This is a genomic window from Micromonospora sp. R311, assembly GCF_056780015.1.
Genome location: NZ_JBSWCE010000041.1, coordinates 1 through 24,981, shown reverse-complemented (window position 1 = coordinate 24,981; position 24,981 = coordinate 1). Strand labels below are relative to the sequence as shown.

The following is a 24,981-nucleotide window of genomic DNA, read 5'->3' as shown; positions in this document are numbered from 1 at the left end:
GCCGGCCGCCACCTCCGACCGCCCGGACGGGCGGTGCCACCGGCGGGGACGCCGCCGCCCGGCGAGCGCGGTCGGGCCGTGGTGCTCCGGGCGACCGGGTGCGCACCGCCCGGCTGGTCGGGCGGCGGTCGGCGCAGGTCGGCGGGCCGGACCGGAGACATCCGGCCACGGGGTGGGTGGTGGGGTCGCTCCGGCCCGTTCGACATGCCACGATCTGTGCATGGGTCAGGTTCTGCTCCTGCTGGTCGTGGCGCTGACCGTCGCGGCGGTGGTGTTCGGGGTGACGGTGCTGGTCACCGGCCGGGATCCCGGCCTCGTGCCGGCCGAGCCGGACGGCCGGGCGGTGCCGCTGCCGGGCGCCCGTCCGCTGCGCGAGGCGGACGTCGGCGAGGTCCGGTTCGACACCGCGCTGCGGGGCTACCGGATGGCCCAGGTCGACCAGGCGATGCGCCGGGCGGCCTACGACATCGGCTACAAGTCCGAGCTGATCGGGGTGCTGGAGGCGGAGGTGACCGCGTTGCGCGAGGGGCGGATCGCCGACGCCGACGCGCTGCGCCGGGCCCGCGAGCAGGCCGCCGGCACCGGCGGTCCGGCCACGCCCGCTCCGCCGGCAGCCGGCGCCACCGGTCCGACCGTCTCCGCCGGGCCCGCGGTCTCCGAGCCCGTGGTGTTCGCCGAGCCGGCGGCGACCGGGCGGGACGCCTTCGCGCGGACCGCGACCGGGTCCGACGCCACCGCCCGGCCCGCGACCGGGCTGGATGCCTTCGCCCGGCCGACGACGCCCACCGGGTCCGCCGCCGAGCCGGCCGGGACCGCAGCGGGGACGGCGGCCGGTGACACGCCGGGTGCCGAGGGCGCGCCGGCGACCGGGAACGGGGCCGGGCCGGAACATCGGCCACCCGCCGAGGCCGAGGACGTGCCGGGCGAGCCGGAGGACGGCCGGCACGGGCCGGTGGCCCGGTCGGAGCCGGTGTGAGCGGCTCCGAAGGAACCGACGATCTGCGCGAGGCGGCCCAGCCGGGCGCCGGCGAGGTGACCGCCACGGTGATCGTCAACGCCCCGGCCGACCGGGTCTTCGCGGCGCTGACCGCGTGGGAGCGGCAGTCCGAGTGGATCCCGTTCACCACCGTCCGGGTGGTCGAGGGCGACGGCGGCGAGGGCAGCCTCGTCGAGGCGGTCACCACGCTGGGCCCGGCCGTGCTCCGGGACGAGATGCGGGTGGTCCAGGTGGACCCGCCGTACGAGGTGCGGGTGGTGCACTGCGGGCGGCTGCTGCGCGGCCCCGGCGTGCTGCGCTGCACCCAGCTGGCACGGGACCGCACCCAGGTGGTCTGGCACGAGTGGTTCCACCTGCCGGGCGGTACGGCCGGCCGGGTGGCCCGGCCGGTGCTCTGGCCCGGCTCCAAGTTCGGCCTGACCCAGGCGCTGAAGCGGTTCGCCCGGCTGGTCGAGCAGGGGCGCCTGCCCTGATCCCCGCCCACCCGGCCCGGGGTAGCCGGCTGGTTCAGCGGGTGGTGACCGGGGTGGGCGGCGCCGTGGCGGCCGGTGCGGGTGCGGCCTCGGGCCGCCAGCCCGGTGAGCGGAACAGCACCCCGGCCCGGTGCCGCCAGCTCGCCGCGGCGCGCAGGTCGCGGGCGATCGAGGCGTACTCGTGGAAGGCCACCCGGAGCGGGTTGTAGGTGTCGATGTTCTTGGTCAGCCCGTAGACGCAGCGCTCCCGCTCCGGGGCGAACGAGCCGAACAACCGGTCCCAGACGATCAGGATGCCGCCGTAGTTGCGGTCCAGGTAGCTGCCCTGCGAGGCGTGGTGCACCCGGTGGTGCGACGGGGTGTTGAACACCGCCTCGTACCAGCGGGGCAGCTTGTCGATCCGCTCGGTGTGGATCCAGAACTGGTACAGCAGGTTGACCGAGCCGGCGAAGGCCAGCACCGCCGGGTGCACCCCGGCGAGGATCAACGGGATGTAGAAGACCCAGCTGGTCAGCCCGGTCCACGGCTGGCGCAGCGCGGTGGAGAGGTTGAACCGCTGGGACGAGTGGTGCACCACGTGCGAGGCCCAGAGGAACCGGACCACGTGGTGGCTCCGGTGCGACCAGTAGTAGCAGAAGTCCTGCGCGAGCAGGATCAGCGGCCAGCTCCACCACGCCTCGCTGACCCGCAGCGGGGTGAGCGCGTAGAGCAGCGCGTACGCGGCGGCGATCGGGACCTTCCAGAGCAGGTCGGTGAAGACGCTGCCCAGCCCCATCGCCAGGCTGGTGGCGGTGTCGGCGCCCCCGTAGCCCACCTCGTCGTCGTCGCGGTGCAGCAGGTAGGAGACCCGTTCCAGCACGACGAGCAGCAGGAAGGCCGGGATCGACCAGGCGATGATGTCCGGGAACTCCTTCATGGTGCCGCCTCCCGCTGCCGGTGCCGTGCGTACGCCCACCGGTGCGGGTGTGACGGCGCACACCTACCGATCGGTAACCGGCACCATAGGCAGCCGGCCGGGCCGGAGGCAATGGGTGTGTCGGGGGATTGGCCTACCGTGTACGCCGTGAGTGACCTGGTGATCGGCGCCGACGGGCTGCCGCGCTGCGCCTGGGGGGCGAGCACCCCCGACTACGCCGTCTACCACGACACGGAGTGGGGCCGGCCGCTGCACGGCGACGACGCGCTCTACGAGCGGATGACGCTGGAGGCGTTCCAGTCCGGCCTGTCCTGGCTGACCATCCTGCGCAAGCGGGCCAACTTCCGGCTCGCCTTCGACGGCTTCCACATCCCCACCGTGGCCGGCTACGGCGAGGCCGACGTGACCCGGTTGCTGGCCGACGCCGGCATCGTCCGCAACCGCGCCAAGATCGAGGCCGCGATCGCCAACGCGCGCGCCGCGCTGGACCTGCCGGAGGGGCTCGGCAAGCTGCTCTGGTCGTACGCGCCACCGCCCCGGGCCAGCCGGCCCGCGTCGTTCGCGCAGGTGCCGGCGCTGACCGCCGAGTCCACCGCGATGGCCAAGGCGCTCAAGAAGCGTGGCTTCCGGTTCGTCGGCCCGACCACTGCGTACGCGCTGATGCAGGCCACCGGAATGGTCGACGACCACCTCACGGGCTGCCACGTCGTGACGCCCGACGCGGCGTGATGGGATGAGAGCATGACGACCGACACCGCGCACCGGGTGAACGGGACGGGCCACGCCGGCGGCACCGGCGTCTGGGCGGTGCTGCTGCCGGCCGGGCGCTACGACGCCGAGCGGCTCGTCCACCACGACACGCTGGAGCTGACCGGCCTCGACGGCGCCGCCCGTCCCCGCCCGGGCGACCAGGTCGCGGTGCTGGCCGACGAGCCGCCGCGGCTGGTGGCGCTGGGCCGGGTGGTCGCGCCCACCGGCGAGGCGCCGGAGGACCCGGACGACCCGCTCTCCGACCGGGGTCCGGCGGAGCTGGTGGTGGCGTACACCCGGCGGGCCTTCGACGAGCCGGTGCCGGCCGACGCGCTGGCGCTCGACGGGCCGGTCAGCGCGCTGGACCCGGCGGTCTTCCGGCAGCTGGTCGACCGGCTCGGTCCGCCGAAGGAGCGGCGCTCCTGGCTGGTCAGCCTCGACCTGCCGATCGAGGCCGAGTCACCGGCCGAGGCGGTCCGGCTGTTCTGGGCGTACGTGCAGGAGCTGGGCCCGCGCGAGCTGCCCGCCTTCGTCTCGCCGTCCGGCGACGAGCTGGCCATGCAGGCGTTCGTGCTCGGCGCCGAGGCCAACCAGGATCCGGAGGAGGACGACTGACCCGCCCGGGGCGGGTCAGTGGCCCTCGAAGGCCGGCTTCTGCTTGTTGACGAAGGCGAGGGTGGCCGCGCGGTGGTCGTCGGTGGCCCCGCAGATCGACTGGGCCTGCGCCTCGGCGGCCAGCGCGTCGGCGAGGGTGCCCGCGTCGGCGATGGAGAGCTGCCGCTTGATCGCCCCGTACGCGACGGTCGGGCCGGCGGCCAGCCGGGCGGCCAGCTCCTGAGCGGTCGGCAGCACCTGCTCGTCGTCGTCGACCAGGCGGTTGAGCAGCCCGAGCCGGCAGGCCTCCTCGGCGCGGACCGGCTCGGCCAGCATCAGCAGCTCCACCGCCTTGGCGTGGCCGACCAGCCGGGGCAGCGTCCAGGAGGCGCCGGTGTCGGCGGCGAGCCCCACCTTGGCGAAGGCCATCAGGAAGCTGGTCGACGGCCCGCCGATCCGCAGGTCGGCCAGGAAGGCGAGCGAGGCGCCCGCCCCGGCGGCCATCCCGCGCACCGCGGCGACCACCGGCTTCGGCAGGTTGGCCAGCCGGGCGGCGATGGGGTTGTAGTGCGCCCGGACGGTGTCCAGCGGCTTGCCGTCGCCCGACTCCAGCGTCCGGACGTGCTCGCGCAGGTCCTGCCCGGCGCTGAACGACCCGCCCGCGCCGGCCAGCACCACGGCCCGGCAGGACCGGTCGTTCTCCAGCTCGGCCAGGGTGTCCCGGAGCGCCTCCTTGAGCGCCACGTCGAGCGCGTTCATCGCGGTCGGACGGTTGAGGGTCAGGGTCACGACGGCGTCGGTGCGGTCGACCAGCAGCGGCTCGGTCACGTCTCTAACGACCCTTCTGTCGGACGATGCGGTTGCCGGCGTCGAGGCACTGCTCGACGTACCGGTCCGCGGCCGGCCGGAGCCGTGCCGCGTGCCGGTCGAAGAAGCTGGCCGCGGCGGTGCCGGGCCAGCGTTCGGGCAGCAGCGCCGGCGGCAGCTGCGGGTCCCGGAACAGAAAGGTACGCCACGCGTGCACCAGCCGGAACCGGGCGGCGTACGCCTCCTCGTCGCCGCTGCGCACGGTCACCCCGGCCAGCAGCGGGCGCTGCTCGGCGACGAACTGCTCGTAGGCCCGACCGATCTCGGCGAGGTCCCAGGCGCGGCGCACCACGCCCATCGCCCCGGGGGTGCCCGAGGCGTGCGCGGCGGTGAACCGCTCGAACCGGACGCCCGCCTCGGCGAGCAGCAGGTCGACGTCGTCGGCCGGGCGGGTGGCCACCCAGGTCTGCTCGTCGAGCGTGCCGTAGCCGAGGAAGCGCAGGTTGGCGGCGAGCCGCTGGCGTTCCCGGCGGGCGGCGGGCGCATCCAGCACGAGCAGGTCGAACCGCCCGTCCCAGCTGAACCGGCCGGTGCGGTAGATCCGGGCGGCCGCCTCGTCGAGCCGGCGGGCGGCCTTCGGTGTGATCGAATATCCCGGTCCGGAGGTGAGCCGGCACGGGTCGAGCCAGCCCTGACGCACCATCCGGGACACCGCCGTCCGCACGGCGGGCGGGGCGATCCCGAGCGGCGCCAGTAGCTTGACCAGGGCGGCAACCGGTGCCCGGCCACCCCTCGGCCGGAGGTAGTCGCCGTACAGGTCGAAGAGTGCCGACCGTGCCTGCATGACCGCACATTGTGACAGGCCTTCTCAAGATAAGCTAGATGCTGTTACATCAATACTGCTTCGGTTTGGGTCCGGCGGTGTTCATCAGGGAAAATCGTCAGTCGACACCCCCGCGTAGGTTGCGGGTGGTCATGACGAAGTGGCTGTGGGGCAACCCACCGACCCTGGTGTAGGTCTGAGGGGAGACAACATGGCGGCGATGAAGCCGCGGACGGGCGACGGTCCGCTGGAAGTCACCAAGGAGGGCCGGGGCATCGTCATGCGGGTCCCGCTGGAGGGCGGTGGCCGGCTCGTCGTCGAGATGACTCCCGACGAGGCCAACGCGCTCGGTGACGCGCTGAAGGCGGCCGCCGGCTGAGCGAGGAGCGGTTTGGGCGGCAGCCGCCGCCCGGACGGTTCGTCATACCCTGAGCCACCGGCCCTGCCGGTGGCTCAGGGCTTCACCGCGCGGAGCCGCCGTGGGGTCACCCCCGCTCCGCGATCCCTTTCCTGGAGGTACGGTCCCGCGTGCTCGCCATCCGTCTGGTCGCCGAGCCTGACCGGCTCGACACCCTCGTCCTGCCCCTTCGACCGGCCGGGGAGGGGGCGGGCGGCGAGACTCCGGCCGTGCCCGTACCGACCGCGGTGGCGCTGCCCGACGGCGTGGCCGAGGAGGCCGCCGCGCTGGCGCCGGCCGCCCGGCTGACCGGCCGGGCCGGTGAGGTCCGGGCCCAGTTCCGCCCGGGACGGAACCCGGGGCTGCTGCTCCTGGTCGGCGTCGGCGACGGGGACGAGGCGAGCTGGCGGCGGGCCGGCGCCGCGGTGGCCCGCGCCGCCGCCGATGAGACGCACGTCACGATCGCGCTGCCGGCGGACGCGTCCCCGGCCGCCGTCCGGGGCCTCGCCGAGGGGCTGCTGCTGGCCTCGTACCGGTTCCGGCTGACCGACGCCGGCGACGCGCCCGCGCTCGCCGGGGCCGACCTGCTGGTGGCCGATCCGGATGCGTACCTGGCCGTGGTCGAGACGGCCCGGACCACCGCCCGGATGACCCGGTGGGCCCGCGACCTGACCAACACCCCCTCCTCGGTGAAGAACCCGGAGTGGTTCGCCGGGCAGGTGGCCGCGCGCGCCGCCGGCGTGCCGGACCTGCACCTGCGGGTGCGCGAGCCGACCGAGCTGGCCGCCGAGGGCTTCGGCGGCCTCCTCGCGGTGGGCGGCGGCTCCGCCCACGGTCCGCGCCTGGTCGAGCTGGACTGGCGGCCGGCCGACGCCCGCACCCACGTGGTGCTGGTCGGCAAGGGCATCACCTTCGACACCGGCGGCATCTCGATCAAGCCGGTGCCGGCGATGAAGCTGATGCGCAAGGACATGGCCGGTGCGGCGGCGGTGGTCGCGGCCACCCTCGGCGCGGCGGTGCTGCGGCTGCCGGTGCGGGTCACCACGCTCGCCCCGCTGGCCGAGAACATGGTCAGCGGCGCGGCGTTCCGCCCGGGCGACGTCGTCCGCCACTACGGCGGGACGACCAGCGAGACCACCAACTCCGACGCCGAGGGGCGGCTGGTGCTCGCCGACGCGATCGCCTACGCGGTCCGCGAACTCCAGCCGGACCTGCTGGTCGACCTGGCCACCCTGACCGGAGCCAACGCGGTGGCGCTCGGCAAGCGCACCGGCGCCCTCTACAGCGAGAACGACGACCTGGCCGCCGGCGTGCTGGCCGCGGTGGCCGCGGCCGGCGAGGCCGCCTGGCGGATGCCGCTGCCGGCGGACTACGTCGAGTACCTCGGCAGCGAGCTCGCCGACCTGTACAGCGCACCGAACCAGGGCGCCGGCTCGGTGGTGGCCGCGCTCTACCTGCGCGAGTTCACCGGCGAGCTGCGCGACCGTTGGCTGCACGTGGACATGTCCGCGCCGTCCTGGGCGGACGGCGACGACGCGGAGCTGACCAGGGGCGCGACCGGCTGGGGCGTACGCTCGCTGCTGCGCTGGCTGGACACGCTGGGCTGACCGGCGGACGGCGCCCGCCCCCGGCGGGCCGCGTGCTCGCCGCCGGTCAGCACTTCACCGCGGCGAGCAGCCCGTGCCCGAGCGGCAGCAGCGCCGGGATCCAGTGCTCCGACTCGCGGATCGCCTTGATCGTCTCCCGGATGGTCACCGTCTCCACGTCCCGGGCGGCCGGGTCGCCGATCCGGCCGCCGGCCAGCGTGCCGTTGAGCGCGAGCACCCCGCCCGGGCGGAGCAGCCGCAGCGCGGCGTCCACGCAGGCGTTGAAGCCGGTCGACTCGGCGTCCACGAAGACCAGGTCGTACGCGCCGTCGGCCAGCCGGGGCAGCACGTCCAGCGCCCGGCCGGTGATGATCCGGGTCCGGCCCGCGGCGAAGCCCGCCTCGGCGAAGATCCGCCGGGCGATCCGCTGGTGCTCCACCTCGACGTCGATGGTGGTGAGGACGCCGTCGGCGCGCATGCCGCGCAGCAGCCACACCCCGCTGACCCCGGTGCCGGTGCCGATCTCCACCACCGCCCGGGCGTTGCCGGCGGCGGCGAGCAGCCGCAGCGCGGCGCCCGCGCCGGGCGTCACCGCGTCGAGACCGACCTCGCGGGCCAGGCTGCGGGCGGTGCGCAGCACGAGATCCTCGGTGACGTACGACTCGGCGAACTGCAGAGCCTGGGCCGTCGAACTGCCGGAACCGGCGACCGTGGCGATGGGACACCTCCGGGCGGCGCGAGTGGTGCGGGGGGCGGGTTGGCACTGTGAGCGTAGAGGCGGCCCCGAACGGACGCAGCCGCGCGTCCCGCCGCCGACGATCACGGGGGGCAACCGCTGACTCCACCCGTGGCATCCGTGCAATCCTGGAGACGGTATCCCGCCGGTCGCGACCGGGCCCGACCCGTCGCCGGGTCGTCGCACGCGGGATCCGGGGACGACTGGGAGGACCGACGTGACCGACGGCTGGGACTGGCGCCAGCCCGGAGGGAGCCCGACGCCGGCGGGACCGCCGGCGCCGGCGTATCCGCCGCCTGCGCCGACGGCACCGCACGGCACCGGCACCACCTCGCCCTGGTGGTCCGACGCGCTCGCCGATCCGTGGCGTGACCCGGCCGCCCCGGTGGCGGTGGTGCTCCCGGCCGCGCCGAGCCCCGGCACGGAACCGGAACCGGTGACCGACCCGGACGCCCCGGGCCGGCCGGCACTGCGGCAACTGCTGCTCATCCCGCTGATCACCGCGCTGCTCGCGGGCAGCCTCGGCGGCGCGCTCGGCTACGCCTTCGCGGTCCGTGGCGGCGCCGGCCCGGGTACGGTGCTCGGCGCCGACCCGCAGCCGCCGGGGCTGGCCCAGCGCAAGCCCGAGTCGCTGGCCGGCGTCGCCGAACGGGTGCTGCCCAGCGTGGTGACCGTGCGGGTGAGCAGCCTCGGCGGCACGAGCGAGGGTTCCGGCTTCATCGCCAGCGCGGACGGCCACGTGATCACCAACGACCACGTGGTCGCGGGCGGGAGCGGCAAGGCTTCGGTGATCTTCAACGACGGCAGTTCGTCCCCGGCCACCGTGGTCGGGCAGGATCCGGAGTCCGACATCGCGGTGATCAAGGTCGCCCGCACCGGGCTGCGGCCGGTGGAGTTCGGCGACTCCGAGTCGCTCGCCGTGGGCGACCCCGTGCTGGCCATCGGCTCGCCGCTCTCGTTGGCGAACACGGTCACCGCGGGCATCGTCAGCGCGCTCGACCGGACCATGCAGGCGGGTGAGCCGGGCGGCCCGGTGCGCTACTACGCGGCCATCCAGACCGACGCGGCGGTCAACCACGGCAACTCGGGCGGCCCGCTGGTGGACGGCGCCGGCCGGGTGGTCGGGGTGAACTCGACCATCAAGTCGCTGGTCGCCGACGGGCAGGAGGCGGGCAACATCGGCCTCGCCTTCGCCATCCCGATCAACCAGGCGAAGCGGATCACCCAGGACATCATCGGCACCGGCAAGGCCCGGCGTACGGTGATCGGCGCCCAGGTGGGCGGCCCCGGCGCGGCCAGCGGCGGCGGGGTACGGCTGGTGACCGTGGAGCCGTCCGGGCCGGCGGCCGGCGCCGGGCTCAAGGCCGGCGACGTGATTTTGAAGCTGAACGGGCGGCCGATGACCGAACCGACCGACCTGATCGCCCTGGTCCGCAAGTTCGCGCCCGGCTCGGTGGTGACCGTGGAGTACCGGCGCGGCTCGGACCGGCTGAACGCCTCCGTGACCCTCGCCGCAGACGCGAAGTAGCGGGCGGTCACCCCCTCCCGGTCCGGCGCCCGGCGTGCGTAGTCTTGCTGCTGACGCCGAGAGGGGGCCCGCAGTGCTCGACAACCTGAACATGTGGGAGATCGGTGGGCTGCTGCTCCTGGCGCTGCTGATCTTCGGCGACCGGCTGCCCGCGGTGATCACAGACGGTCTGCGGATGGTGCGCAACCTGCGCAACATGGCCCGCAACGCCACCACCGACCTGAGCAAGGAGCTGGGCACCGACATCCAGCTGGAGGATCTGCACCCCAAGGCGTTCATCCGCAAGCATCTGCTCAGCGAGGAGGACGAGCAGGCGATCCGGAAGCCGCTGCAGGGCGTCTACGACAACCTGCGGGCGGACGTCACCGGCGTGCACGACGAGCTGAAGGACGTGGCCAACGCCACCGACCTCCGGTCGAACGGCAGCCGGCCGGCCACCGCCACCGGCAACGCCCCGGCCCCCGCCCCGCGGGTCAGCTACGACGACGCCACCTGAGCCGCCGGCAGCGCGCGAACCGGGACGGCCGACGCGTCCGGGCAGATGCCGCTCGGCTGCTGTGGAGCTGAGTCGTTCGGAACATCAGCTCCACCGCACGCCCCGGTACCCCGGCCGACCCCCTGAAGCGCCCGGCGTCGGCGGGTGGGTCAGCGGCCGGCGGGCTTGAGGCCCAGCGGCTTGCCGAGCAGCGACTCGCGCCGGACGGCGAGCCGGTCGGCGACCTGGCCCAGTGCGACCGCGGCCGGCGACTCCGGCTCGGCCAGCACGATCGGGTTGCCCTCGTCGCCGGCCTCCCGGACCCGGGTGTCCAGCGGGATCTGGCCGAGCAGCGGCACCTGGGCGCCGATCGTCCGGCTCAGCGACTCGGCGACGGTCGCGCCGCCACCGGCGCCGAAGATCTCCATCCGGGAGCCGTCCGGCAGCTCCAGCCAGGACATGTTCTCGATGACGCCGACCACCCGCTGGTGGGTCTGCAGGGCGATCGCGCCGGCCCGCTCGGCCACCTCGGCGGCCGCGGCCTGCGGCGTGGTGACCACCAGGATCTCGGAGTTGGGCAGCAGCTGGGCCAGCGAGATGGCCACGTCGCCGGTGCCCGGGGGCAGGTCGAGCAGGAGCACGTCGAGGTCGCCCCAGTAGACGTCGGCGAGGAACTGCTGGAGCGCCCGGTGCAGCATCGGGCCGCGCCACACCACGGCGGCGTTGCCGGCGGTGAACATGCCGATCGAGATCACCTTCACGCCGTGCGACTGCGGCGGCATGATCATGTCCTCGACGCGGGTGGGCCGGCCGTCGGCGCCGAGCATCCGGGGCACCGAGTGGCCGTAGATGTCCGCGTCGACCACGCCGACGGAGAGCCCGCGGGCGGCCAGCGCCGCGGCCAGGTTGACCGTCACGCTGGACTTGCCGACGCCGCCCTTGCCGCTGGCGACCGCGTAGACCCGGGTGCGGGAGCCGGGCTGGGCGAACGGGATGACCGGCTCCTGGGTGGCGCCCCCGCCGCGCAGCTTCGCCTGCAGCCCCTGGCGCTGCTCGGGGGTCATCACGCCGAATTCGATCTCCACGCCGGTCACGCCGGGCACCGCGCCGACCGCCGCCGTGATGTCGGTGTTCAGGGTGTCCCGCATGGGGCAGCCGGCGACGGTGAGCAGCAGCTCGACCCGGACCACACCGTCGTCGCCGACCGTGGCGGAGCGGACCATGCCGAGGTCGGTGATCGGCCGGCGGATCTCCGGGTCGTTGACGGTGGCCAGCGCGGCCTGGACCGCGTCGGAGACGGTGCTGACGGGTGCTGACATGCCCGCAATGCTACGTCGGGAGCGATCCCTCGCCGCCGTCAGCGGGGGTCGGTGTGAGCGATTCGATGACGCCCACCGGCGCCGCCGGGGTCTGGACGCGTACCGCACGAAGTGGGACGATCGAGGCGAACGCCGCTCGCCTGGCCCCTTGAGGCGCGCGGCGTTCTGACGTCCCGGGGTCGGGCGCCGGGCGTGCCGACCGGCCGCTCACCCCTCCGGGCGGCCGTCCCGGGCCCAGTCGCCGTCCAGCTCGTCGCGGGGCTCGTCCAGGCCGTCGCCACCGCCGGCCGGCCGCTGGGCGGCCCGCTCCTGCTGGCGGCGCTCCAGCCGCTGCCGCCGCTGCCCCGCCTCGTCCAGCTCCTCGGCCAGCCGGGCCAGCTCGGAGCGGAGGAAGTCCCGGGTGGCCACCTCGCCCATCGCGATCCGCAGCGCGGCGATCTCCCGGGCCAGGTACTCGGTGTCGGCCTTCTGCAGCGCCGCCCGGCGGCGGTCCTCCTCCAGCGCCAACCGGTCCCGGTCCGCCTGCCGGTTCTGCGCCAGCAGAATCAGCGGGGCGGCGTAGCTGGCCTGCAACGACAGCATCAGGGTCAGGAAGGTGAAGGTGTACGGGTCGAAGCGCAGGTTCGCCGGGGCCAGCGTGTTCCAGAGGAACCAACTGGTGATCACCACCGTCATGTAGACGATGAAGTGCGCGGTCCCCATGCCCCGGGCGATCGCCTCGGACCACCGGCCGAAGGCCTCCGGGTCGAACCGGGGCAGCTTCAGGCCCCGGGACTCGCGCGGCTGGTCCAGGCGCTCCGGCCGTCGCTCAACCATCCGCCTCGTCCAGCACCGCGTTGGAGGTGGCCGGCGCGGTCACCGGGTCGCGCTCGCGCCAGTCCCGGGGCAGTGAATGGTCCAGCACGTCGTCGACGGTGACCGCGCCGACCAGCCGGTTGTTCCGGTCGATCACCGGCATGGCGACCAGGTCGTAGGTGGCCATCCGACGGGTGATCTCCGGCAGCGGGGTGGTCGGCCGCAGCGGGTCGATGTCGTTGACCACCACCCCGCCGAGCAGGTCGGCCGGCGGTTCCCGGAGCAGCCGCTGGAAGTGCACCATCCCGAGGTAGCGGCCGGTCGGCGTGGTCATCGGCGCGCGGGTCACGAAGACCTGCGCGGCGATTGCCGGGGAGAGCTGCGGTTCGCGGATCCGGGCCAGGGCCTCGGCCACCGTGGCGTCCGGAGGCAGGATCACCGGCTCCGAGGTCATCACGCTGCCCGCCGTGCCCGGGGTGTACTTCAGCAGCTGGCGGACGGGATCCGCCTCGTCCGGCTGCATCAGGTCGAGCAGCACGTCCTGCTCGGGCGGGGAGAGCTCGCTGAGCAGGTCGGCGGCGTCGTCCGGGTCCATCTCCTCCAGCACGTCGGCGGCCCGTTCCCGGTCCAGCGCGGCCAGGATCTCCACCTGGTCGTGCTCGGGCAGTTCGCTGAGCACGTCGGCCAGCCGCTCGTCGTCCAGGGCGGCGGCGATCTCGTTGCGCCGCGCGTCGGGCAGGTCCTGCAACGCGTTGGCCAGGTCGGCGGGGCGCATGTCCTCCAGCACGGAGAGCAGGTTGGCGGTGCCCCGGGTGTCGGCGATGCCGCTCAACCCGCGGACCCGCTCCCACTCCACCTGGTGCAGGTGGCCGCGACGGCTCAACCGGCCGGTCTGCTCGCGTACGGCCACCCGGGTCAGCGACCACTCGCCGCCGCGGCTGCACTCCATCGCCACGTCCACCACCGTGCCGGCCTGGCCGCTCGGGTCCATCTGCACCCGCCGGTCGAGCAGTTCCTGGAGCACCAGCAGCTCGTTCGGGCGCTTCTCGAAGCGGCGCAGGTTGAGCGTGCCGGTGCCGAGCACCACCGCGTCCCCGTCGATCGAGGTGATCCGGTTGATGGAGAGGAAGATCCGCCGGCGCATCGGCATCTCGGCGACCAGGCCCACCACCTCGGGCGGGCGCTGGGTCGGGCGCAACCGGGCCACGGCGTCGCGTACCCGCCCCACCTGGTCGCCGTTGGGATCGAAGACGGCGACGCCGGCAAGACGAGCGATGTAGACCCGGGTCGGCGTGCTCACGGGCACCAGCCTAAGCGCCTAGTGTTTATCAACATGTCGACCTTGGCCTACGAGATCGTGGACGTCTTCACCGACCGCCCGTTCGCCGGCAACCCGCTGGCCGTGGTGTTCGGCGCCGAAGGGCTGGCCACCGAGCAGATGCAGGCGCTCGCGCTGGAGTTCAACCTCTCCGAGACGGTGTTCGTGCTTCCGCCCACCCAGGTCGGCGCCACCTACCGCGCCCGGATCTTCACCCCGGCCGAGGAACTGCCGTTCGCCGGGCACCCGAGCGTCGGCGCGGCGGTGACGGCCAGCCGCCGGGGCATGTTCGGTGTGGGGCAGGTCACCCAGGAATGTGGCGCCGGGGTGCTGCCGATCGAGGTGACCGCGACCGGGGCCACGCTGACCGGCGGCACCCCCACCCTCGGCCCCGAGCTCGACCCGGAGCCGCTGCTGGAGATGGCCGGGCTCCGCGCGGACGACCACCTCGGCCCGCCGCCCCGGGTGGCCGGCTGCGGGCTGGAGTTCCCCTACCTGCCGGTGCGTCCGGACGCGGTGGCCCGCGCCCGGGTGAACGCGGCGGCGGCACAGCGGTACGGGGTGGAGCACGTCAGCGTCTTCTCCTGGGACGCCGACTCAGAAACCGCGCACGCCCGGGTCTTCGTGCCGGGGCTCGGCGTGCCGGAGGACCCGGCCACCGGGTCGGCCGCGCTCGGTCTCGGGGTCTGGCTGGTCGCCAGCGGCCTGCTGCCCGGCGAGGGCCGCTCGTCGTACGACGTGCTCCAGGGCCTGGAGATCAAGCGCCCGTCCGCGCTGGCCTGCACGGTGACGGCCGCCGGTGGCGTGGCCGTCGGCGCCACCGTCGCCGGCCAGGTGATGCCGGTGGCCCGGGGCGAGATCATGGTGCCGCCGTTCGTCGGCTGACGCCGACCGGCCGGGTACGGGAGGATGCCGGTGTGACCGACGAGCACGAGCGCAGCAGCACGCCCCTGGTCGACGAGGCGATGAAGAAGGCTTCGGTGGCCTGGGTCACCGTGCCCGGCGGCCCGGCGCTCGCGCTCTGGTGCGTACCGCTGGAGGGCGCGCTCTTCCTGGTGAGCGGGCCGGGTGAGCAGTCCGCGCCGGGGCTGGCCGAGGCGACCGAGGCGTGGGTGACGCTGCGCGGCGACCACGGCGGCCGGATCGTCACCTGGCCGGCCCGGGTGGAGCGGGTGGCGCCGGGCAGCGAGACCTGGGAGACCGCGGCGCCGTCGGTCGCCGGCAAGCGGTTGAACGGCCGGGGCAGCGCCGCCGACCAGATCGCCCGCTGGGCCGCCGAGGGCTGCGCGCTGAGCCGGCTGACCCCGGCCGGGGAGCCGGTCGCCGGGCCCGGGCTGCCCGCCGGGTCGCTGGCCGAGGAGCCCCGGGCGGCGGCGGTGGTCCGGGCGACCCGCAAGCCGTTCCGGCTGCACCGCGTCCGCCGCCGCTGAACCCGCGCCCGAGCCCGGTCATCCGGTCACGGCCGCTGGGTCACGCCGGCACCGCCGCCGGGTCGACCAGGTCGAGCACCTCGCTCAGCGAGCGCAGCACCGGCCCCTCCCAGGTGTCGGCGTTGAACACCATGTGCTCGGCCAGGTCCGGCGCGGCCAGCCGCACCGCGGTCATCCCGGCCCGTTCCGCGCCGGTCAGTTCCTGGCTGCCGCCGTCGCCGACGTAGAGGCAGTCCGCCGGCGCCAGGCCGAGCCGGCGGCACGCCGCCAGGTAGAGCGTCGGGTCGGGCTTGCAGCAGCCGACCTGCACCGAGAAGACGCGCACGTCGAGCAGCGGGGCGATCGCCAGTTGCGGCAGGAACGCCGGCAGTTCGTGGGTGCAGTCGCTGATCAGGCCGGTCCGCAGCCCCGACTGGCGCAGCGCGGCCAGCACCGGCGCCGCGTCGTCGCGCAGCCGGGTGTCCGCGCGTACCGCCCGGTGCCGGGAGGCCACCGCGGCCCGCACCGCACCGTCCGACGGGTGTACGCCGGCCTGCTCGCAGACCCAGCGCAGGGTCGCCTCGGCGTTGCCGAGCCGCCCGCTGGCGCGCTGGTAGAAGGTGCGGTCGAGCACCTCGACCAGCGTGTCGGCCGGGCAGCCGAGCAGGTCGGCGGTGCACCGGTGGGCCGCGCCGCGCTGCACCGAGCGGGTGAGCGTGCCGAAGAAGTCGAAGAGCACCGCCTGGTAGGTCGGCATGGGGGAGCGCCTCCGGGCGGTCGAGGGGGTCGCCGGCGGAACGCGCATGATCGTAACCGAGTGCTGACCGTCCGTGGTGGCCCGGATCGTGTGAGGATTGCCCCCCGTGCCCTCCGAACACCGCCCGCCGCTCGACCCGCTGACCACCGGCGCGCTCGCCCTCGCCGTGGTCGCCGTGTCGTCGTCCGCGCCGCTCGTCGCGTTCGCGGCCGCGCCCGCCCTGGCCGTCGCGTTCTGGCGCAACCTGCTCTCGGTCGCCGTGCTCGGTCCGGTGTCGCTGACCCGCCGCCGGGCGGAACTGAGGTCGCTGACCGTCGGCGCCGGCCGGCGCGCCGGTTGGGCCTGCGTGCTCTCCGGCGTCGCGCTGGCCGCCCACTTCGCCACCTGGATGCCCAGCGCCCAGCTCACCTCGGTGGCCGCCGCGACGGCGCTCGGGGCCACCCAGCCGGTCTGGCAGGGGCTGATCGCCCGGGGGCAGGGCCGGCGGCTGCCGCCGGTGGTCTGGGCCGGGATCGGGGTGGCGGTCGGCGGGGCGGTGCTGGCCAGCGGGGCGGACTTCGCCGCCTCCGGCCGGGCCTTCGCCGGTGACCTGCTCGCGGTGGCCGGCGGGGTGTTCGCCGCCGTGTACACCGCGTTCGGCGAGCGGGCCCGGGCCACCGTCAGCACCACCACGTACACCACCGTCTGCTACGGCGTCTGCACGCTGATCCTGCTGGTGGTCTGCCTGGTCGGCGGGGTGCCGCTGGGCGGCTTCGACACCGGCACCTGGCTGGCGATCCTGGCTCTGGTCGCGGGCGCCCAACTGCTCGGCCACTCGATGTTCAACTACGCGCTGCGGCGGGTCTCGGCCACCACGATCAGCGTGCTGGTCCTGCTGGAGGCTCCGGGCGCGGCGCTGATCGGCTGGGCCTGGCTGGGGCAACTGCCCCGCGCCACCGCGCTGCCCGGGCTCGCGCTGCTGCTGGTCGGCGTCGCCGTGGTGGTGCTCGGCGGCGCCCGCGCCCGCCGCACCCCGCCCGTGCCCACCGCCCTCCCCGCGGACGCCACCCCGCTGTCCGACTGACCCGCCCGGACGGCCCCGCCCCGGCAGCCGCGTCCCGCGCCGGGCGGGCACCGGCCGCTAGACCTCCCGCACCTCGAGCACGCGGGTGGTCGGGGCGGCCTCGCCGAGGGCCGCACGCAGGCCCGCCCGCTCCGGGTCGGCCAGGAAGGCGTCGTAGCCGTCGCGGGTGTCGAACCGGATCAGGTGCACCTCGGTGCCCCCGTCGCCGGTGCGCAACCGGCGCTCCACCCGCCCGCCGTGCCGCCCGAGCAGGCCGAGCACCGCGTCCTCGTACCGCTGGCCGGCCTCGACCGCGTCGCCGGGGAACTCCACCAGTGCCACCAGGCGCACCGCGGCGGCCGGGTCGGTGACCAGTGACTTCCAGAAGTGGTGGTCGACGTGACCGCCCGGGATGCCCTCCCGGCGTCCGGTGTCCAGGTAGCCGTTGCGGCGGTAGAAATCGGGCGCCTGGAACGAGAACGACGAGACCGAGACCTCCGTGCAGCCCCGCCGGCGGGCCTCCTGTTCGAACGCCCGCAGCAGCCGGCCGCCCCAGCCCTCGGCCCGGCGGTCCTCGCGTACCCAGACCATGGTGATCCCGGCGCAGCCGCCCCAGGTCCAGCCGGTCAACCCCGCCACCAGGTCGCCGTCGGCGGCGCTGACCCGGACGTTGAGTTCCGCCTCGTCGTGCGCGCCGGTCGCCCGGTTGTTGAACGCGGTGAGTTCCCGGTCCAGCCGGCCGGCCAGTTCCGGGTCGGCCGTCGCGAGCACCGTCAACGTGTCGCCCGAGCCCGGCCGGCGGCCGTCCTGCCCGGCCGGTCCGTCGGGGCCGGTGGGCGGTGTGGTCGCGGTGTCGTTCCCCGTCGTCATGCGGCGGAGTATGGCAGGGCCGCCGGCGGCCCGGCGCGCTGCTACTCGGCGATGCCGACCGCCTTGGCGCTGGCCGTCCAGAGCCGGGCGGCCAGTCCGGGGTCGGCCGCCTTGCGCAGCGGCCGGCGCAGTTGCCGGTCGGCGTAGTAGCCGCCGTCGCGCAGCCGGGTCGGGTCCTGATTGGCCAGCCAGACCAGCGTCTCCGCGCCCTTCTCCGGGCTGCGGAACGGCAGCACCCGCATGCCCAGCGCGACCAGCCGGCTGTCGGTGCCGAACCGGGTGCGCACGATGCCGGGGTGGAAGCAGTACGACCGCAGCTGCGGCCAGCGCCGGGCCGCCTCGGCGGTGAACAGGATGTTCGCCTGCTTGCTGGTGCCGTACGCGGTCATCGGCCGGTAGCGGCGCAGCGGGGCGTTCAGGTCGTCCGGGTTCAGGGCGCCGCTGCGGTGCGCGCCGGAGGCGGTCACCACCATCCGGCCGACCCGGTCCCGCAGCAGGTTGCTGAGCAGGAACGGGGCCAGGTGGTTGGCCTGGATCGACAGTTCGAACCCGTCCACCGTGGTGAGCGGCTGGAGCACGATCGCGCCGGCGTTGTTGGCCAGCACGTCGATCCGGTCGTACGCGGCCCGCAGCTTCCCGGCCAGCCGGCGGACGTCGTCGAGCACCGCGAAGTCGGCCCGGAACAGCTCGGGCCGTTCCCCGGAGGTCTCCCGCACCTGCTCGGCCGCCAGCTGCAACCGCGCCGGGTCGCGTCCGACCAGTACCACCTGGTCACCGCGGCGCGCCAGGTCCACCGCGGCCGCCAGCCCGATGCCCGAACTGGCGCCGGTCACCACCACGAGTCGGCGCCCAGTGACATCTTCCACAGGTCCATTCACCCCGGTCATGGCGCGAGGTTACCGTGGCGTCACAAAGACCTTTGGGATCGTTAAGTTCCCGGATTCTCGTCAGCTGGCGTCGGCGTGCCCGCCGCACGCTGGAAGGAGCGCAATCGATGGCCGCAGTTGGGCGACCCCGCCGGTCCTGCCTCGCCGTACCCGGCTCCAGCGTCAAGATGCTCGGCAAGGCCCAGGGCCTCCCGGCCGACCAGGTCTTCCTCGACCTGGAGGACGCGGTCGCCCCGCTGGCCAAGCCGGACGCCCGGAAGAACATCGTGGCCGCGCTCAACGAGGGCGACTGGTCCGGCAAGACCCGGGTGGTCCGGGTCAACGACCTCACCACCCCGTGGACCTACCGCGACGTCGTCGACGTCGTCGAGGGGGCCGGCGCCAACCTCGACTGCATCATGCTGCCGAAGGTGCAGAACGCGGCCCAGGTGCAGTGGCTCGACCTGACGCTCACCCAGCTGGAGAAGACCCTCGGCCTCCAGGTCGGCCGGATCGGCATCGAGGCGCAGATCGAGAACGCCGCCGGCCTGGTCAACGTCGACGCGATCGCCGCCGCCTCGCCCCGGGTCGAGACCATCATCTTCGGCCCGGCCGACTTCATGGCCTCGATCAACATGAAGTCGCTGGTGGTCGGCGCGCTGATCCCGGACTACCCGGGCGACCCCTACCACTACATCCTGATGCGGATCCTGATGGCCGCGCGGATGCACGACAAGCAGGCGATCGACGGCCCGTTCCTGCAGATCCGCGACGTGGACGGGTTCCGCGAGGTGGCCAAGCGCTCGGCCGCGCTGGGCTTCGACGGCAAGTGGGTGCTGCACCCGGGGCAGATCGACGCCGCGAACGAGGTCTACTCGCCGGCCCAGGCCGACTACGACCACGCCGAGCTGATCCTCGACGCGTACGAGCACTACACCTCGGAGGCGGGCGGCAGGCTGGGCGCCGTGATGCTCGGCGACGAGATGATCGACGAGGCGTCCCGGAAGATGGCGCTGGTGATCGCCGCCAAGGGGCGGGCGGCCGGGATGTCCCGGACGTCCAGCTTCACCCCGCCGGCGGAGTAGGAACTGGTTCTTCCCGTGCCGCCCCGGCCACACCGGGGCGGCACGGTGCGTCTTCAGTAGCTGCTGCTGCCGGAGTCGGCCTGGGTGATGGCGAAGACGATGGCCACCACGTAGAAGAGGATCAGCAGCACCAGCAGGCCGGTGAGGATCCAGCCGACGATGATGGCGGCCTTCGCCATGCCCTCGCCGCCCTCGCCGGTCTGCCGGATCTGCTTCTGGGCGACGTGCCCCATGATGGCCCCGACCGGAGCGGTGATGCAGGACGCGACGCCGACCAGGGAGAGCACCAGGGCGGCGATCGCCAGGCCGTTGGTCTTCTGCTGGGGCGGGTAGCCGTAGCCGTAGCCCGGGTAGGCGGGCGGCGGGTAGCCGGGGGCGGCGTACGGGTCGCCGGGCTGGCCGGGCGACTTCATCGCGGCGTACGGGTCGCCGCCCGGATACGGCTCGGCGGCGGCGGGTTGGGTGGGCACGGGCTGACCGCTGATCGGCAGGGTCGGATCGGCCGGTGGGCCCGACTGCTGGCCCGACCACGCCGGGTCGTGCCAGCCGCCGGACGGCGGGGGATAAGTCATTCGTCTACTCCGTAGGGTGCGGGTGCGCCGTCAGGGTAGTCACCGGTGGGCAAACCGCGTGGTCCGCACCGGGTGCCGCGTTGCCCGGGGGACCGCGACCGGGCAGGATCCTGGCATGGTGTTTGACGCGCGAGCGGCGGATCGCTCCGGCAGCCGACCGAGACGGGACGTGAGCCGTCCCGGCCTGGCCCGACGCAGCCGGGCGGCCGTTGCCGCCACCCCCGGACAGGACGAACCGGCGCCGCTGCCGGAGCCGGTGACCATGCGGCTCGACGGGCGGGTCGCCCTGGTGACCGGGGCCGGCAGCGCGGACGGCATCGGGTACGCGACCGCGCGCCGGCTCGCCGACCTGGGCGCGCGGGTGGCCATCGTCTCCACCACCCGGCGCATCCACGAACGGGCCAGTGAGCTGGGGGTGACCGGGTTCGTCGCCGACCTCACCGACGAGGCGGAGGTCGGCGCGCTCGCCGACGCCGTGGCGGAGCAGCTCGGCGACGTGGAGGTGCTGGTCAACAACGCCGGTCTGGCCAGCCGGGCCAGTCCCGAGGTGCTGCGCCCGGTCGCCCAGCTGAGCTACGACGAGTGGCGCGGCGAGATCGACCGCAACCTGACCACCGCGTTCCTGTGCAGCCGGGCGTTCATCGGCGGGATGGCCGAGCGCGGCTGGGGGCGGATCGTGAACCTCGCCGCGACGTCCGGGCCGGTCAACGCGCTGCCCACCGAGGCGGCGTACGCGGCGGCCAAGGCGGGCGTGGTCGGGCTGACCCGGGCGCTGGCGATGGAGATGATCGCCGACGGGGTGACCGTGAACGCGGTCGCGCCCGGCACCATCTACACCGCGGCGTCCACCATGGCCGAGATCAAGCAGGGCCTCGGTACGCCGGTGGGCCGGCCCGGCACGCCGGACGAGGTGGCCGCGGCGATCGCGTTCCTCTGCTCGCCGGCCGCCTCCTACATCACCGGCCAGATGCTGGTGGTGGACGGCGGGAACAGCGTCCGCGAGGCGCAGTTCCGTCAGTAGGTGGTGCCGTCGATGCCGGCGAAGGCGACCAGCGCGATCCAGCCGCAGCAGATGAGCAGGCCCAGCCCGGTGAAGACGTAGCTGAGGATCAGCCCCCAGGTGGCCAGCTGGTCGCCATCCTCGCCGCTGGTGCGCAGCTGCCGCTTGGCCAGGTGACCGAGGACGATGCCGGCGGGCGCGAACACGAACGCGAAGACCAGCGAGAGGATGGCCAGCACGTTCGTGCCGCCACCCGGGCGGGGTCCGCCGGGGGACGGCGGGCCGTACTGGCCGTAGGGCCCCTGCGGGGCGTACGGGGGCTGCTGCCCCCACTGCGGCGCGTGCGGTGGTTGGCCGGGCTGCTCGTACGACGGCTGTCCGTACGCCGGCTGCTGCTCGTACGACGGTGGCCCGTAGCCCGACGACGGCTCCTGCCCGGGCGGTGGCTCCCAGGGCGAGGGCGGCCGGTCCGGATCCGGCGGGCCCGGCGGCGGTGGCTGGCTCACGGATGACCTCCTCCTGCCGGTGGCGGATCGCGCCCCTCTTGCCGGACGCTACCGGTAGCGGTGAACCTTTTCACAGCGGTTGTGTGGACTGGTCACCTTGGCGTCGCCGGCCGCGCGGCCGATACTGACCGAGCGTTCAGTTACCCATGAGTAAGGCGCCGATCCCCCCGGAGGCTGAGATGGCTCGACTCGCCCAGACGCCCGGCCTGACCGACGAGCAGCGGTCGATCCTGGAAACCGTCCGGGAGTTCGCCGACAAGGAGATCATCCCGCACGCCCAGCGGCTCGAGCACGCCGACGAGTACCCGACCGACATCCTCGACGGGATGCGCGAGATGGGGCTGTTCGGCCTGACCATCGCCGAGGAGTACGGCGGCCTGGGCGAGTCCCTGCTGACCTACGCCCTGGTGGTCGAGGAACTGTCCCGGGGCTGGATGTCGATCTCCGGCATCGTCAACACCCACTTCATCGTGGCGTACCTGGTCTCCCAGCACGGCTCGGCCGAGCAGAAGGCCCGGCTGCTGCCGAGGATGGCCACCGGCGAGGTGCGCGGCGCCTTCTCCATGTCCGAGCCGGAGTGCGGGTCGGACGTCTCGGCGATCAAGTCGAAGGCGGTCCGGGACGGCGACAACTACGTCCTCAACGGCCAGAAGATGTGGCTGACCAACGGGGCCTACTCGTCGGTGGTGGCCACCCTGGTCAAGACCGACACCGGCGCGGACTCGGTCTACGGCAACATGAGCACCTTCCTGCTGGAGAAGGAGCCCGGCTTCGGCGAGACCGCGCCCGGCCTGACCATCCCCGGCAAGATCGACAAGATGGGCTACAAGGGCGTCGAGACCACCGAGATGGTCCTCGACGGGGTGACCGTGCCCGCCTCGGCCGTGCTCGGCGGCGAGGAGAAGGTCGGCCGCGGCTTCTACCAGATGATGGACGGCATCGAGGTCGGCCGGGTCAACGTGGCCGCCCGCGCCTGCGGTATCTCCATCCGGGCCTTCGAACTCGCCGTCGCGTACGCCCAGCAGCGCCGCACCTTCGGCCAGCCGCTCGCCAAGCACCAGGCGGTCGCGTTCAAGCTCGCCGAGATGGGCACGAAGATCGAGGCGGCGCACGCCCTGATGGTCAACGCCGCCCGGCTCAAGGACGCCGGCCAGCGCAACGACGTCGAGGCCGGCATGGCCAAGCTGCTCGCCTCGGAGTACTGCGCCGAGGTGGTGCAGGAGGCGTTCCGCATCCACGGCGGCTACGGCTACTCCAAGGAGTACGAGATCGAGCGGCTGATGCGGGAGGCCCCGTTCCTGCTCATCGGCGAGGGCACCTCGGAGATCCAGAAGACCATCATCTCCCGCGGCCTGCTCAAGGAGTACAAGCTCTGACGGTGGGCGGCCCCGCCGCCTGCTCAGCTCAGCCGGGTGAGGCCGGCGGCGGCCCGTTCCACGATCAGGCAGCGGTCCTCGACGTAGTCGACGCCGGCCTCCTCGGCGATCCGCCGCGCCTCCGGCGAGACGATGCCGAGCTGCAACCAGACCGCCGGCGCGCCGATCGCCACCGCCTCCCGGACCACCTCGACGGCGTCCTCGGCCGGCCGGAACACGTCGACCAGGTCGACCGGGTGCGGGATGTCGGAGAGCGAACGGTAGGCCCGCTCGCCGAAGAGTTCGTCGACGGTCGGGTTGACCGGGATGATCCGCCAGCCGTACCGCTGCATCTGCAACGGCACGCCGTGCGCGGCCTTGCGGGGGTCGCGGGACGCGCCCACGACGGCGATCACGGCGGAGTCGGCGAGGATCTGCTGAGCGGAGCGCACCCGCCGACTCTAACTCTGCCGGGGACGGGGCCGTCGCCGCGCGGCCGGCAACAGGTGGCGCCTCACAGCAGGGTCAGTTGCTCGGCGGCCGGGGGCGGGTCGGGCAGGCGGCGGTTGTCGCCGCGCTCGGCCCGGTGCAGGCCGTGCCGCCGGGCCGCGATCCGCACCCGCGCGGTCAGTTCCCGCTGATAGGACTGGGGCGCGTAGGCGCCGGAGCGGTAGAGCTCGCGGTAGCGGGGGACCAGGTGCGGGAACTCCCGCCCGAGCCAGCGGGCGTACCACTCGCGGGCGCCGGGGCGCAGGTGCAGCGCCAGTGGGGTGACGCTGGCCGCGCCCGCCGCGGCGATCGCCGAGACGGTCGCCTCGATCGACTCGTCGTCGTCGCTGAGCCCGGGCAGGATCGGCGCCATCAGCACGCCCACCTCGAAGCCCGCGTCGGTGAGCGCCCGGACCGCGTCCAGCCGGCGGCGCGGGCTGGGCGTGCCCGGCTCCACGGCCCGCCAGAGCCGCTCGTCGACGGAGCCGACCGAGTAGGAGACACCGACCCGGGTCACCTCGGCGGCCTGCCGCAGCAGGGGCAGGTCCCGCAGGATCAGCGTGCCCTTGGTGAGGATCGAGAACGGGTTGGCGAAGTCCCGCAGCGCCGCGATGATCTGCGGCATCAGCCGGTAGCGCCCCTCGGCCCGCTGGTAGCAGTCGACGTTGGTGCCCATCGCGATGTGCGCGCCCCGCCAGCGCGGCGCGGCCAGCTCCCGCCGGACCAGCTCACCGGCGTTGACCTTGACGATCACCTTCCGGTCGAAGTCCGCCCCCGCGTCGAGGTCGAGATAGGTGTGGGTGTTGCGGGCGAAGCAGTTGTGGCTCACCACGCCGTTGGCGATGAAGTCGCCGGTGCCGGTGGTGATGTCCCACAGCGGCAGCTCCAACCCGAGCGGCTCGACGCTTACCACCCGCAACGCCGCCTGGCACTTCAGTGCCCTTCCCTCGATCGACCGCTTCCGACTGATCGCGGGATCGGTCAGGTGGAAGAAACGCAGCCGTTCTGCGAGGCCACCGGTCAGACGGGCATAGCGCAGCCGGTTCGTCCGTTCCCGGTCCTCAAGGGCGGCTGCAAAGCCGAAGGCATACAGCGCCTCCATTGTGTGGGTGAGGATCTGATCGTTGCAGTTCGCGATTCTCAGGATGCCGCGACTGCAGCTGCCCTCGGCATCGAAGATGCCGGCGAGGAACCCTCGCCGCCAGTCGTCCGTGGGTTTCAGCGGCCACTGGATCAACTCCGTGACGGCATCCACCTTTTGTTTCGTCGACGCGCGGATGGCTTCCATCGCCCGGCGGTTGGGGCGGACTTGTCCAAAGGAGCAGCGGGTGGTCTCGATACCCGCATCCCTCAGAAACTGCTCCGCTCGGTCGAGGGCCTCGTAGTCCGCGAGGGCGAGGCGAAACTGGTGGACGAAACTCCTCCGGTGGGCGTATACCCACGGCCCCGGCGTTGTTCGGGTGTGTCCGGTTTGATCATGGTTTGTTAGATGCCGTAGGTGGCGAAGACGTCGCGG

At 74.0% G+C, this 24,981-nt stretch carries 28 protein-coding genes; 14 read left to right on the top strand and 14 right to left on the bottom strand.

Annotated features, from left to right (window positions below; all coding sequences use genetic code 11):
- Positions 1-220: 220 nt before the first annotated feature.
- Together AC1WTP_RS28370 and AC1WTP_RS28365 are read left to right on the top strand one after the other, a co-directional pair.
- Positions 221-976, top strand: a complete 756-nt coding sequence (locus AC1WTP_RS28370) for a DivIVA domain-containing protein (RefSeq protein ID WP_481652305.1) — start codon at positions 221-223, stop codon at positions 974-976.
- Positions 973-1,470 carry an SRPBCC family protein gene (locus AC1WTP_RS28365; protein WP_481652304.1) on the top strand — a complete coding sequence of 166 codons (498 nt, stop codon included), beginning with the start codon at positions 973-975 and terminating at the stop codon, positions 1,468-1,470. Before AC1WTP_RS28370 ends, AC1WTP_RS28365 begins: the two co-directional genes overlap by 4 nt.
- Positions 1,471-1,504: 34 nt before the next feature.
- Here the strand turns inward: AC1WTP_RS28365 and AC1WTP_RS28360 are convergent, their stop codons facing one another.
- Positions 1,505-2,386, bottom strand: coding sequence for a sterol desaturase family protein (locus AC1WTP_RS28360; protein WP_481652303.1), 882 nt, complete (start codon positions 2,384-2,386; stop codon positions 1,505-1,507).
- Positions 2,387-2,533: 147 nt separating this feature from the next.
- On the opposite strand from AC1WTP_RS28360, the gene AC1WTP_RS28355 reads away from it, so the two are divergent.
- Both AC1WTP_RS28355 and AC1WTP_RS28350 read left to right on the top strand, forming a co-directional pair.
- Positions 2,534-3,115 carry a DNA-3-methyladenine glycosylase I gene (locus AC1WTP_RS28355; RefSeq protein ID WP_481652302.1) on the top strand — a complete coding sequence of 194 codons (582 nt, stop codon included), beginning with the start codon at positions 2,534-2,536 and terminating at the stop codon, positions 3,113-3,115.
- 12 nt (positions 3,116-3,127) lie between these two features.
- Positions 3,128-3,751 (top strand): hypothetical protein, encoded by a 624-nt coding sequence (locus tag AC1WTP_RS28350; RefSeq protein WP_481652301.1) that lies wholly within the window; start codon positions 3,128-3,130, stop codon positions 3,749-3,751.
- A gap of 15 nt (positions 3,752-3,766) precedes the next feature.
- Here AC1WTP_RS28350 and AC1WTP_RS28345 read toward each other — a convergent pair whose 3' ends face one another.
- The gene (locus AC1WTP_RS28345; protein WP_481652300.1) at positions 3,767-4,558 is read right to left on the bottom strand and encodes an enoyl-CoA hydratase/isomerase family protein; all 792 of its coding nucleotides are present in this window, start codon (positions 4,556-4,558) and stop codon (positions 3,767-3,769) included.
- A gap of 4 nt (positions 4,559-4,562) precedes the next feature.
- Complete coding sequence (locus AC1WTP_RS28340) at positions 4,563-5,381, bottom strand: PaaX family transcriptional regulator (RefSeq protein WP_481652299.1); 819 nt, start codon at positions 5,379-5,381, stop codon at positions 4,563-4,565.
- Between the two features lie 190 nt (positions 5,382-5,571).
- Between AC1WTP_RS28340 and AC1WTP_RS28335 the strand changes: the two genes are divergently transcribed.
- Positions 5,572-5,739 carry a DUF3117 domain-containing protein gene (locus AC1WTP_RS28335; protein ID WP_007455245.1) on the top strand — a complete coding sequence of 56 codons (168 nt, stop codon included), beginning with the start codon at positions 5,572-5,574 and terminating at the stop codon, positions 5,737-5,739.
- Between the two features lie 149 nt (positions 5,740-5,888).
- Positions 5,889-7,364, top strand: coding sequence for a leucyl aminopeptidase family protein (locus AC1WTP_RS28330; protein ID WP_481652298.1), 1,476 nt, complete (start codon positions 5,889-5,891; stop codon positions 7,362-7,364).
- A gap of 46 nt (positions 7,365-7,410) precedes the next feature.
- Here the strand turns inward: AC1WTP_RS28330 and AC1WTP_RS28325 are convergent, their stop codons facing one another.
- Entirely contained in the window at positions 7,411-7,983 is a 573-nt protein-coding gene (locus AC1WTP_RS28325) for an O-methyltransferase (protein WP_481652297.1), read from the bottom strand.
- A 313-nt stretch (positions 7,984-8,296) separates the two neighbouring features.
- Here AC1WTP_RS28325 and AC1WTP_RS28320 point away from each other — a divergent pair, with 313 nt between their 5' ends.
- Positions 8,297-9,607, top strand: coding sequence for a S1C family serine protease (locus AC1WTP_RS28320; protein ID WP_481652296.1), 1,311 nt, complete (start codon positions 8,297-8,299; stop codon positions 9,605-9,607).
- Positions 9,608-9,680: 73 nt separating this feature from the next.
- Positions 9,681-10,103, top strand: coding sequence for a twin-arginine translocase TatA/TatE family subunit (locus AC1WTP_RS28315; RefSeq protein ID WP_481652295.1), 423 nt, complete (start codon positions 9,681-9,683; stop codon positions 10,101-10,103).
- 149 nt (positions 10,104-10,252) lie between these two features.
- On the opposite strand, the gene AC1WTP_RS28310 is transcribed toward AC1WTP_RS28315, so the two are convergent.
- The 3 genes from AC1WTP_RS28310 to AC1WTP_RS28300 form a co-directional block, all read right to left on the bottom strand.
- Positions 10,253-11,401, bottom strand: coding sequence for an Mrp/NBP35 family ATP-binding protein (locus AC1WTP_RS28310; RefSeq protein WP_481652294.1), 1,149 nt, complete (start codon positions 11,399-11,401; stop codon positions 10,253-10,255).
- 207 nt (positions 11,402-11,608) lie between these two features.
- Positions 11,609-12,217, bottom strand: coding sequence for a DUF1003 domain-containing protein (locus tag AC1WTP_RS28305; RefSeq protein WP_481652293.1), 609 nt, complete (start codon positions 12,215-12,217; stop codon positions 11,609-11,611).
- The gene (locus AC1WTP_RS28300) at positions 12,210-13,496 is read right to left on the bottom strand and encodes a magnesium transporter MgtE N-terminal domain-containing protein (protein WP_481652292.1); all 1,287 of its coding nucleotides are present in this window, start codon (positions 13,494-13,496) and stop codon (positions 12,210-12,212) included. The genes AC1WTP_RS28305 and AC1WTP_RS28300 overlap by 8 nt, the downstream gene beginning before the upstream one ends.
- 33 nt (positions 13,497-13,529) lie before the next feature.
- Between AC1WTP_RS28300 and AC1WTP_RS28295 the strand changes: the two genes are divergently transcribed.
- Both AC1WTP_RS28295 and AC1WTP_RS28290 read left to right on the top strand, forming a co-directional pair.
- Positions 13,530-14,399: a PhzF family phenazine biosynthesis protein gene (locus tag AC1WTP_RS28295; RefSeq protein ID WP_481652291.1), complete on the top strand. Its 870-nt coding sequence runs from the start codon at positions 13,530-13,532 to the stop codon at positions 14,397-14,399.
- Between the two features lie 80 nt (positions 14,400-14,479).
- Positions 14,480-14,944, top strand: a complete 465-nt coding sequence (locus tag AC1WTP_RS28290) for a hypothetical protein (RefSeq protein ID WP_481652343.1) — start codon at positions 14,480-14,482, stop codon at positions 14,942-14,944.
- A gap of 40 nt (positions 14,945-14,984) precedes the next feature.
- Here the strand turns inward: AC1WTP_RS28290 and AC1WTP_RS28285 are convergent, their stop codons facing one another.
- Positions 14,985-15,680: an HAD family hydrolase gene (locus AC1WTP_RS28285; RefSeq protein WP_481652290.1), complete on the bottom strand. Its 696-nt coding sequence runs from the start codon at positions 15,678-15,680 to the stop codon at positions 14,985-14,987.
- Between the two features lie 97 nt (positions 15,681-15,777).
- Here AC1WTP_RS28285 and AC1WTP_RS28280 point away from each other — a divergent pair, with 97 nt between their 5' ends.
- The gene (locus AC1WTP_RS28280; RefSeq protein WP_481652289.1) at positions 15,778-16,743 is read left to right on the top strand and encodes a DMT family transporter; all 966 of its coding nucleotides are present in this window, start codon (positions 15,778-15,780) and stop codon (positions 16,741-16,743) included.
- A gap of 57 nt (positions 16,744-16,800) precedes the next feature.
- On the opposite strand, the gene AC1WTP_RS28275 is transcribed toward AC1WTP_RS28280, so the two are convergent.
- On the bottom strand, positions 16,801-17,592 hold the full coding sequence (locus tag AC1WTP_RS28275) for a GNAT family N-acetyltransferase (protein ID WP_481652288.1): 792 nt from the start codon (positions 17,590-17,592) through the stop codon (positions 16,801-16,803).
- 41 nt (positions 17,593-17,633) lie between these two features.
- On the bottom strand, positions 17,634-18,458 hold the full coding sequence (locus AC1WTP_RS28270) for an SDR family NAD(P)-dependent oxidoreductase (protein WP_481652287.1): 825 nt from the start codon (positions 18,456-18,458) through the stop codon (positions 17,634-17,636).
- A gap of 128 nt (positions 18,459-18,586) precedes the next feature.
- Between AC1WTP_RS28270 and AC1WTP_RS28265 the strand changes: the two genes are divergently transcribed.
- Positions 18,587-19,543 (top strand): HpcH/HpaI aldolase/citrate lyase family protein, encoded by a 957-nt coding sequence (locus AC1WTP_RS28265; protein WP_481652286.1) that lies wholly within the window; start codon positions 18,587-18,589, stop codon positions 19,541-19,543.
- A gap of 53 nt (positions 19,544-19,596) precedes the next feature.
- Here AC1WTP_RS28265 and AC1WTP_RS28260 read toward each other — a convergent pair whose 3' ends face one another.
- Positions 19,597-20,115 (bottom strand): DUF4190 domain-containing protein, encoded by a 519-nt coding sequence (locus AC1WTP_RS28260; protein WP_481652285.1) that lies wholly within the window; start codon positions 20,113-20,115, stop codon positions 19,597-19,599.
- 184 nt (positions 20,116-20,299) lie between these two features.
- Between AC1WTP_RS28260 and AC1WTP_RS28255 the strand changes: the two genes are divergently transcribed.
- Positions 20,300-21,136 carry an SDR family NAD(P)-dependent oxidoreductase gene (locus AC1WTP_RS28255; RefSeq protein ID WP_481652342.1) on the top strand — a complete coding sequence of 279 codons (837 nt, stop codon included), beginning with the start codon at positions 20,300-20,302 and terminating at the stop codon, positions 21,134-21,136.
- Here AC1WTP_RS28255 and AC1WTP_RS28250 read toward each other — a convergent pair.
- A complete protein-coding gene (locus AC1WTP_RS28250; RefSeq protein WP_481652284.1) occupies positions 21,130-21,621 on the bottom strand; it encodes a DUF4190 domain-containing protein in 492 nt (163 codons plus the stop codon). The two genes, AC1WTP_RS28255 and AC1WTP_RS28250, sit on opposite strands and share 7 nt — an antisense overlap.
- Before the next feature lie 179 nt (positions 21,622-21,800).
- On the opposite strand from AC1WTP_RS28250, the gene AC1WTP_RS28245 reads away from it, so the two are divergent.
- Positions 21,801-22,997 (top strand): acyl-CoA dehydrogenase family protein, encoded by a 1,197-nt coding sequence (locus AC1WTP_RS28245; RefSeq protein ID WP_481652283.1) that lies wholly within the window; start codon positions 21,801-21,803, stop codon positions 22,995-22,997.
- Between the two features lie 23 nt (positions 22,998-23,020).
- Here the strand turns inward: AC1WTP_RS28245 and AC1WTP_RS28240 are convergent, their stop codons facing one another.
- Both AC1WTP_RS28240 and AC1WTP_RS28235 read right to left on the bottom strand, forming a co-directional pair.
- Complete coding sequence (locus AC1WTP_RS28240) at positions 23,021-23,428, bottom strand: CoA-binding protein (RefSeq protein ID WP_481652282.1); 408 nt, start codon at positions 23,426-23,428, stop codon at positions 23,021-23,023.
- A gap of 62 nt (positions 23,429-23,490) precedes the next feature.
- Positions 23,491-24,720: a radical SAM protein gene (locus AC1WTP_RS28235; RefSeq protein WP_481652281.1), complete on the bottom strand. Its 1,230-nt coding sequence runs from the start codon at positions 24,718-24,720 to the stop codon at positions 23,491-23,493.
- Positions 24,721-24,981 lie beyond the last annotated feature (261 nt).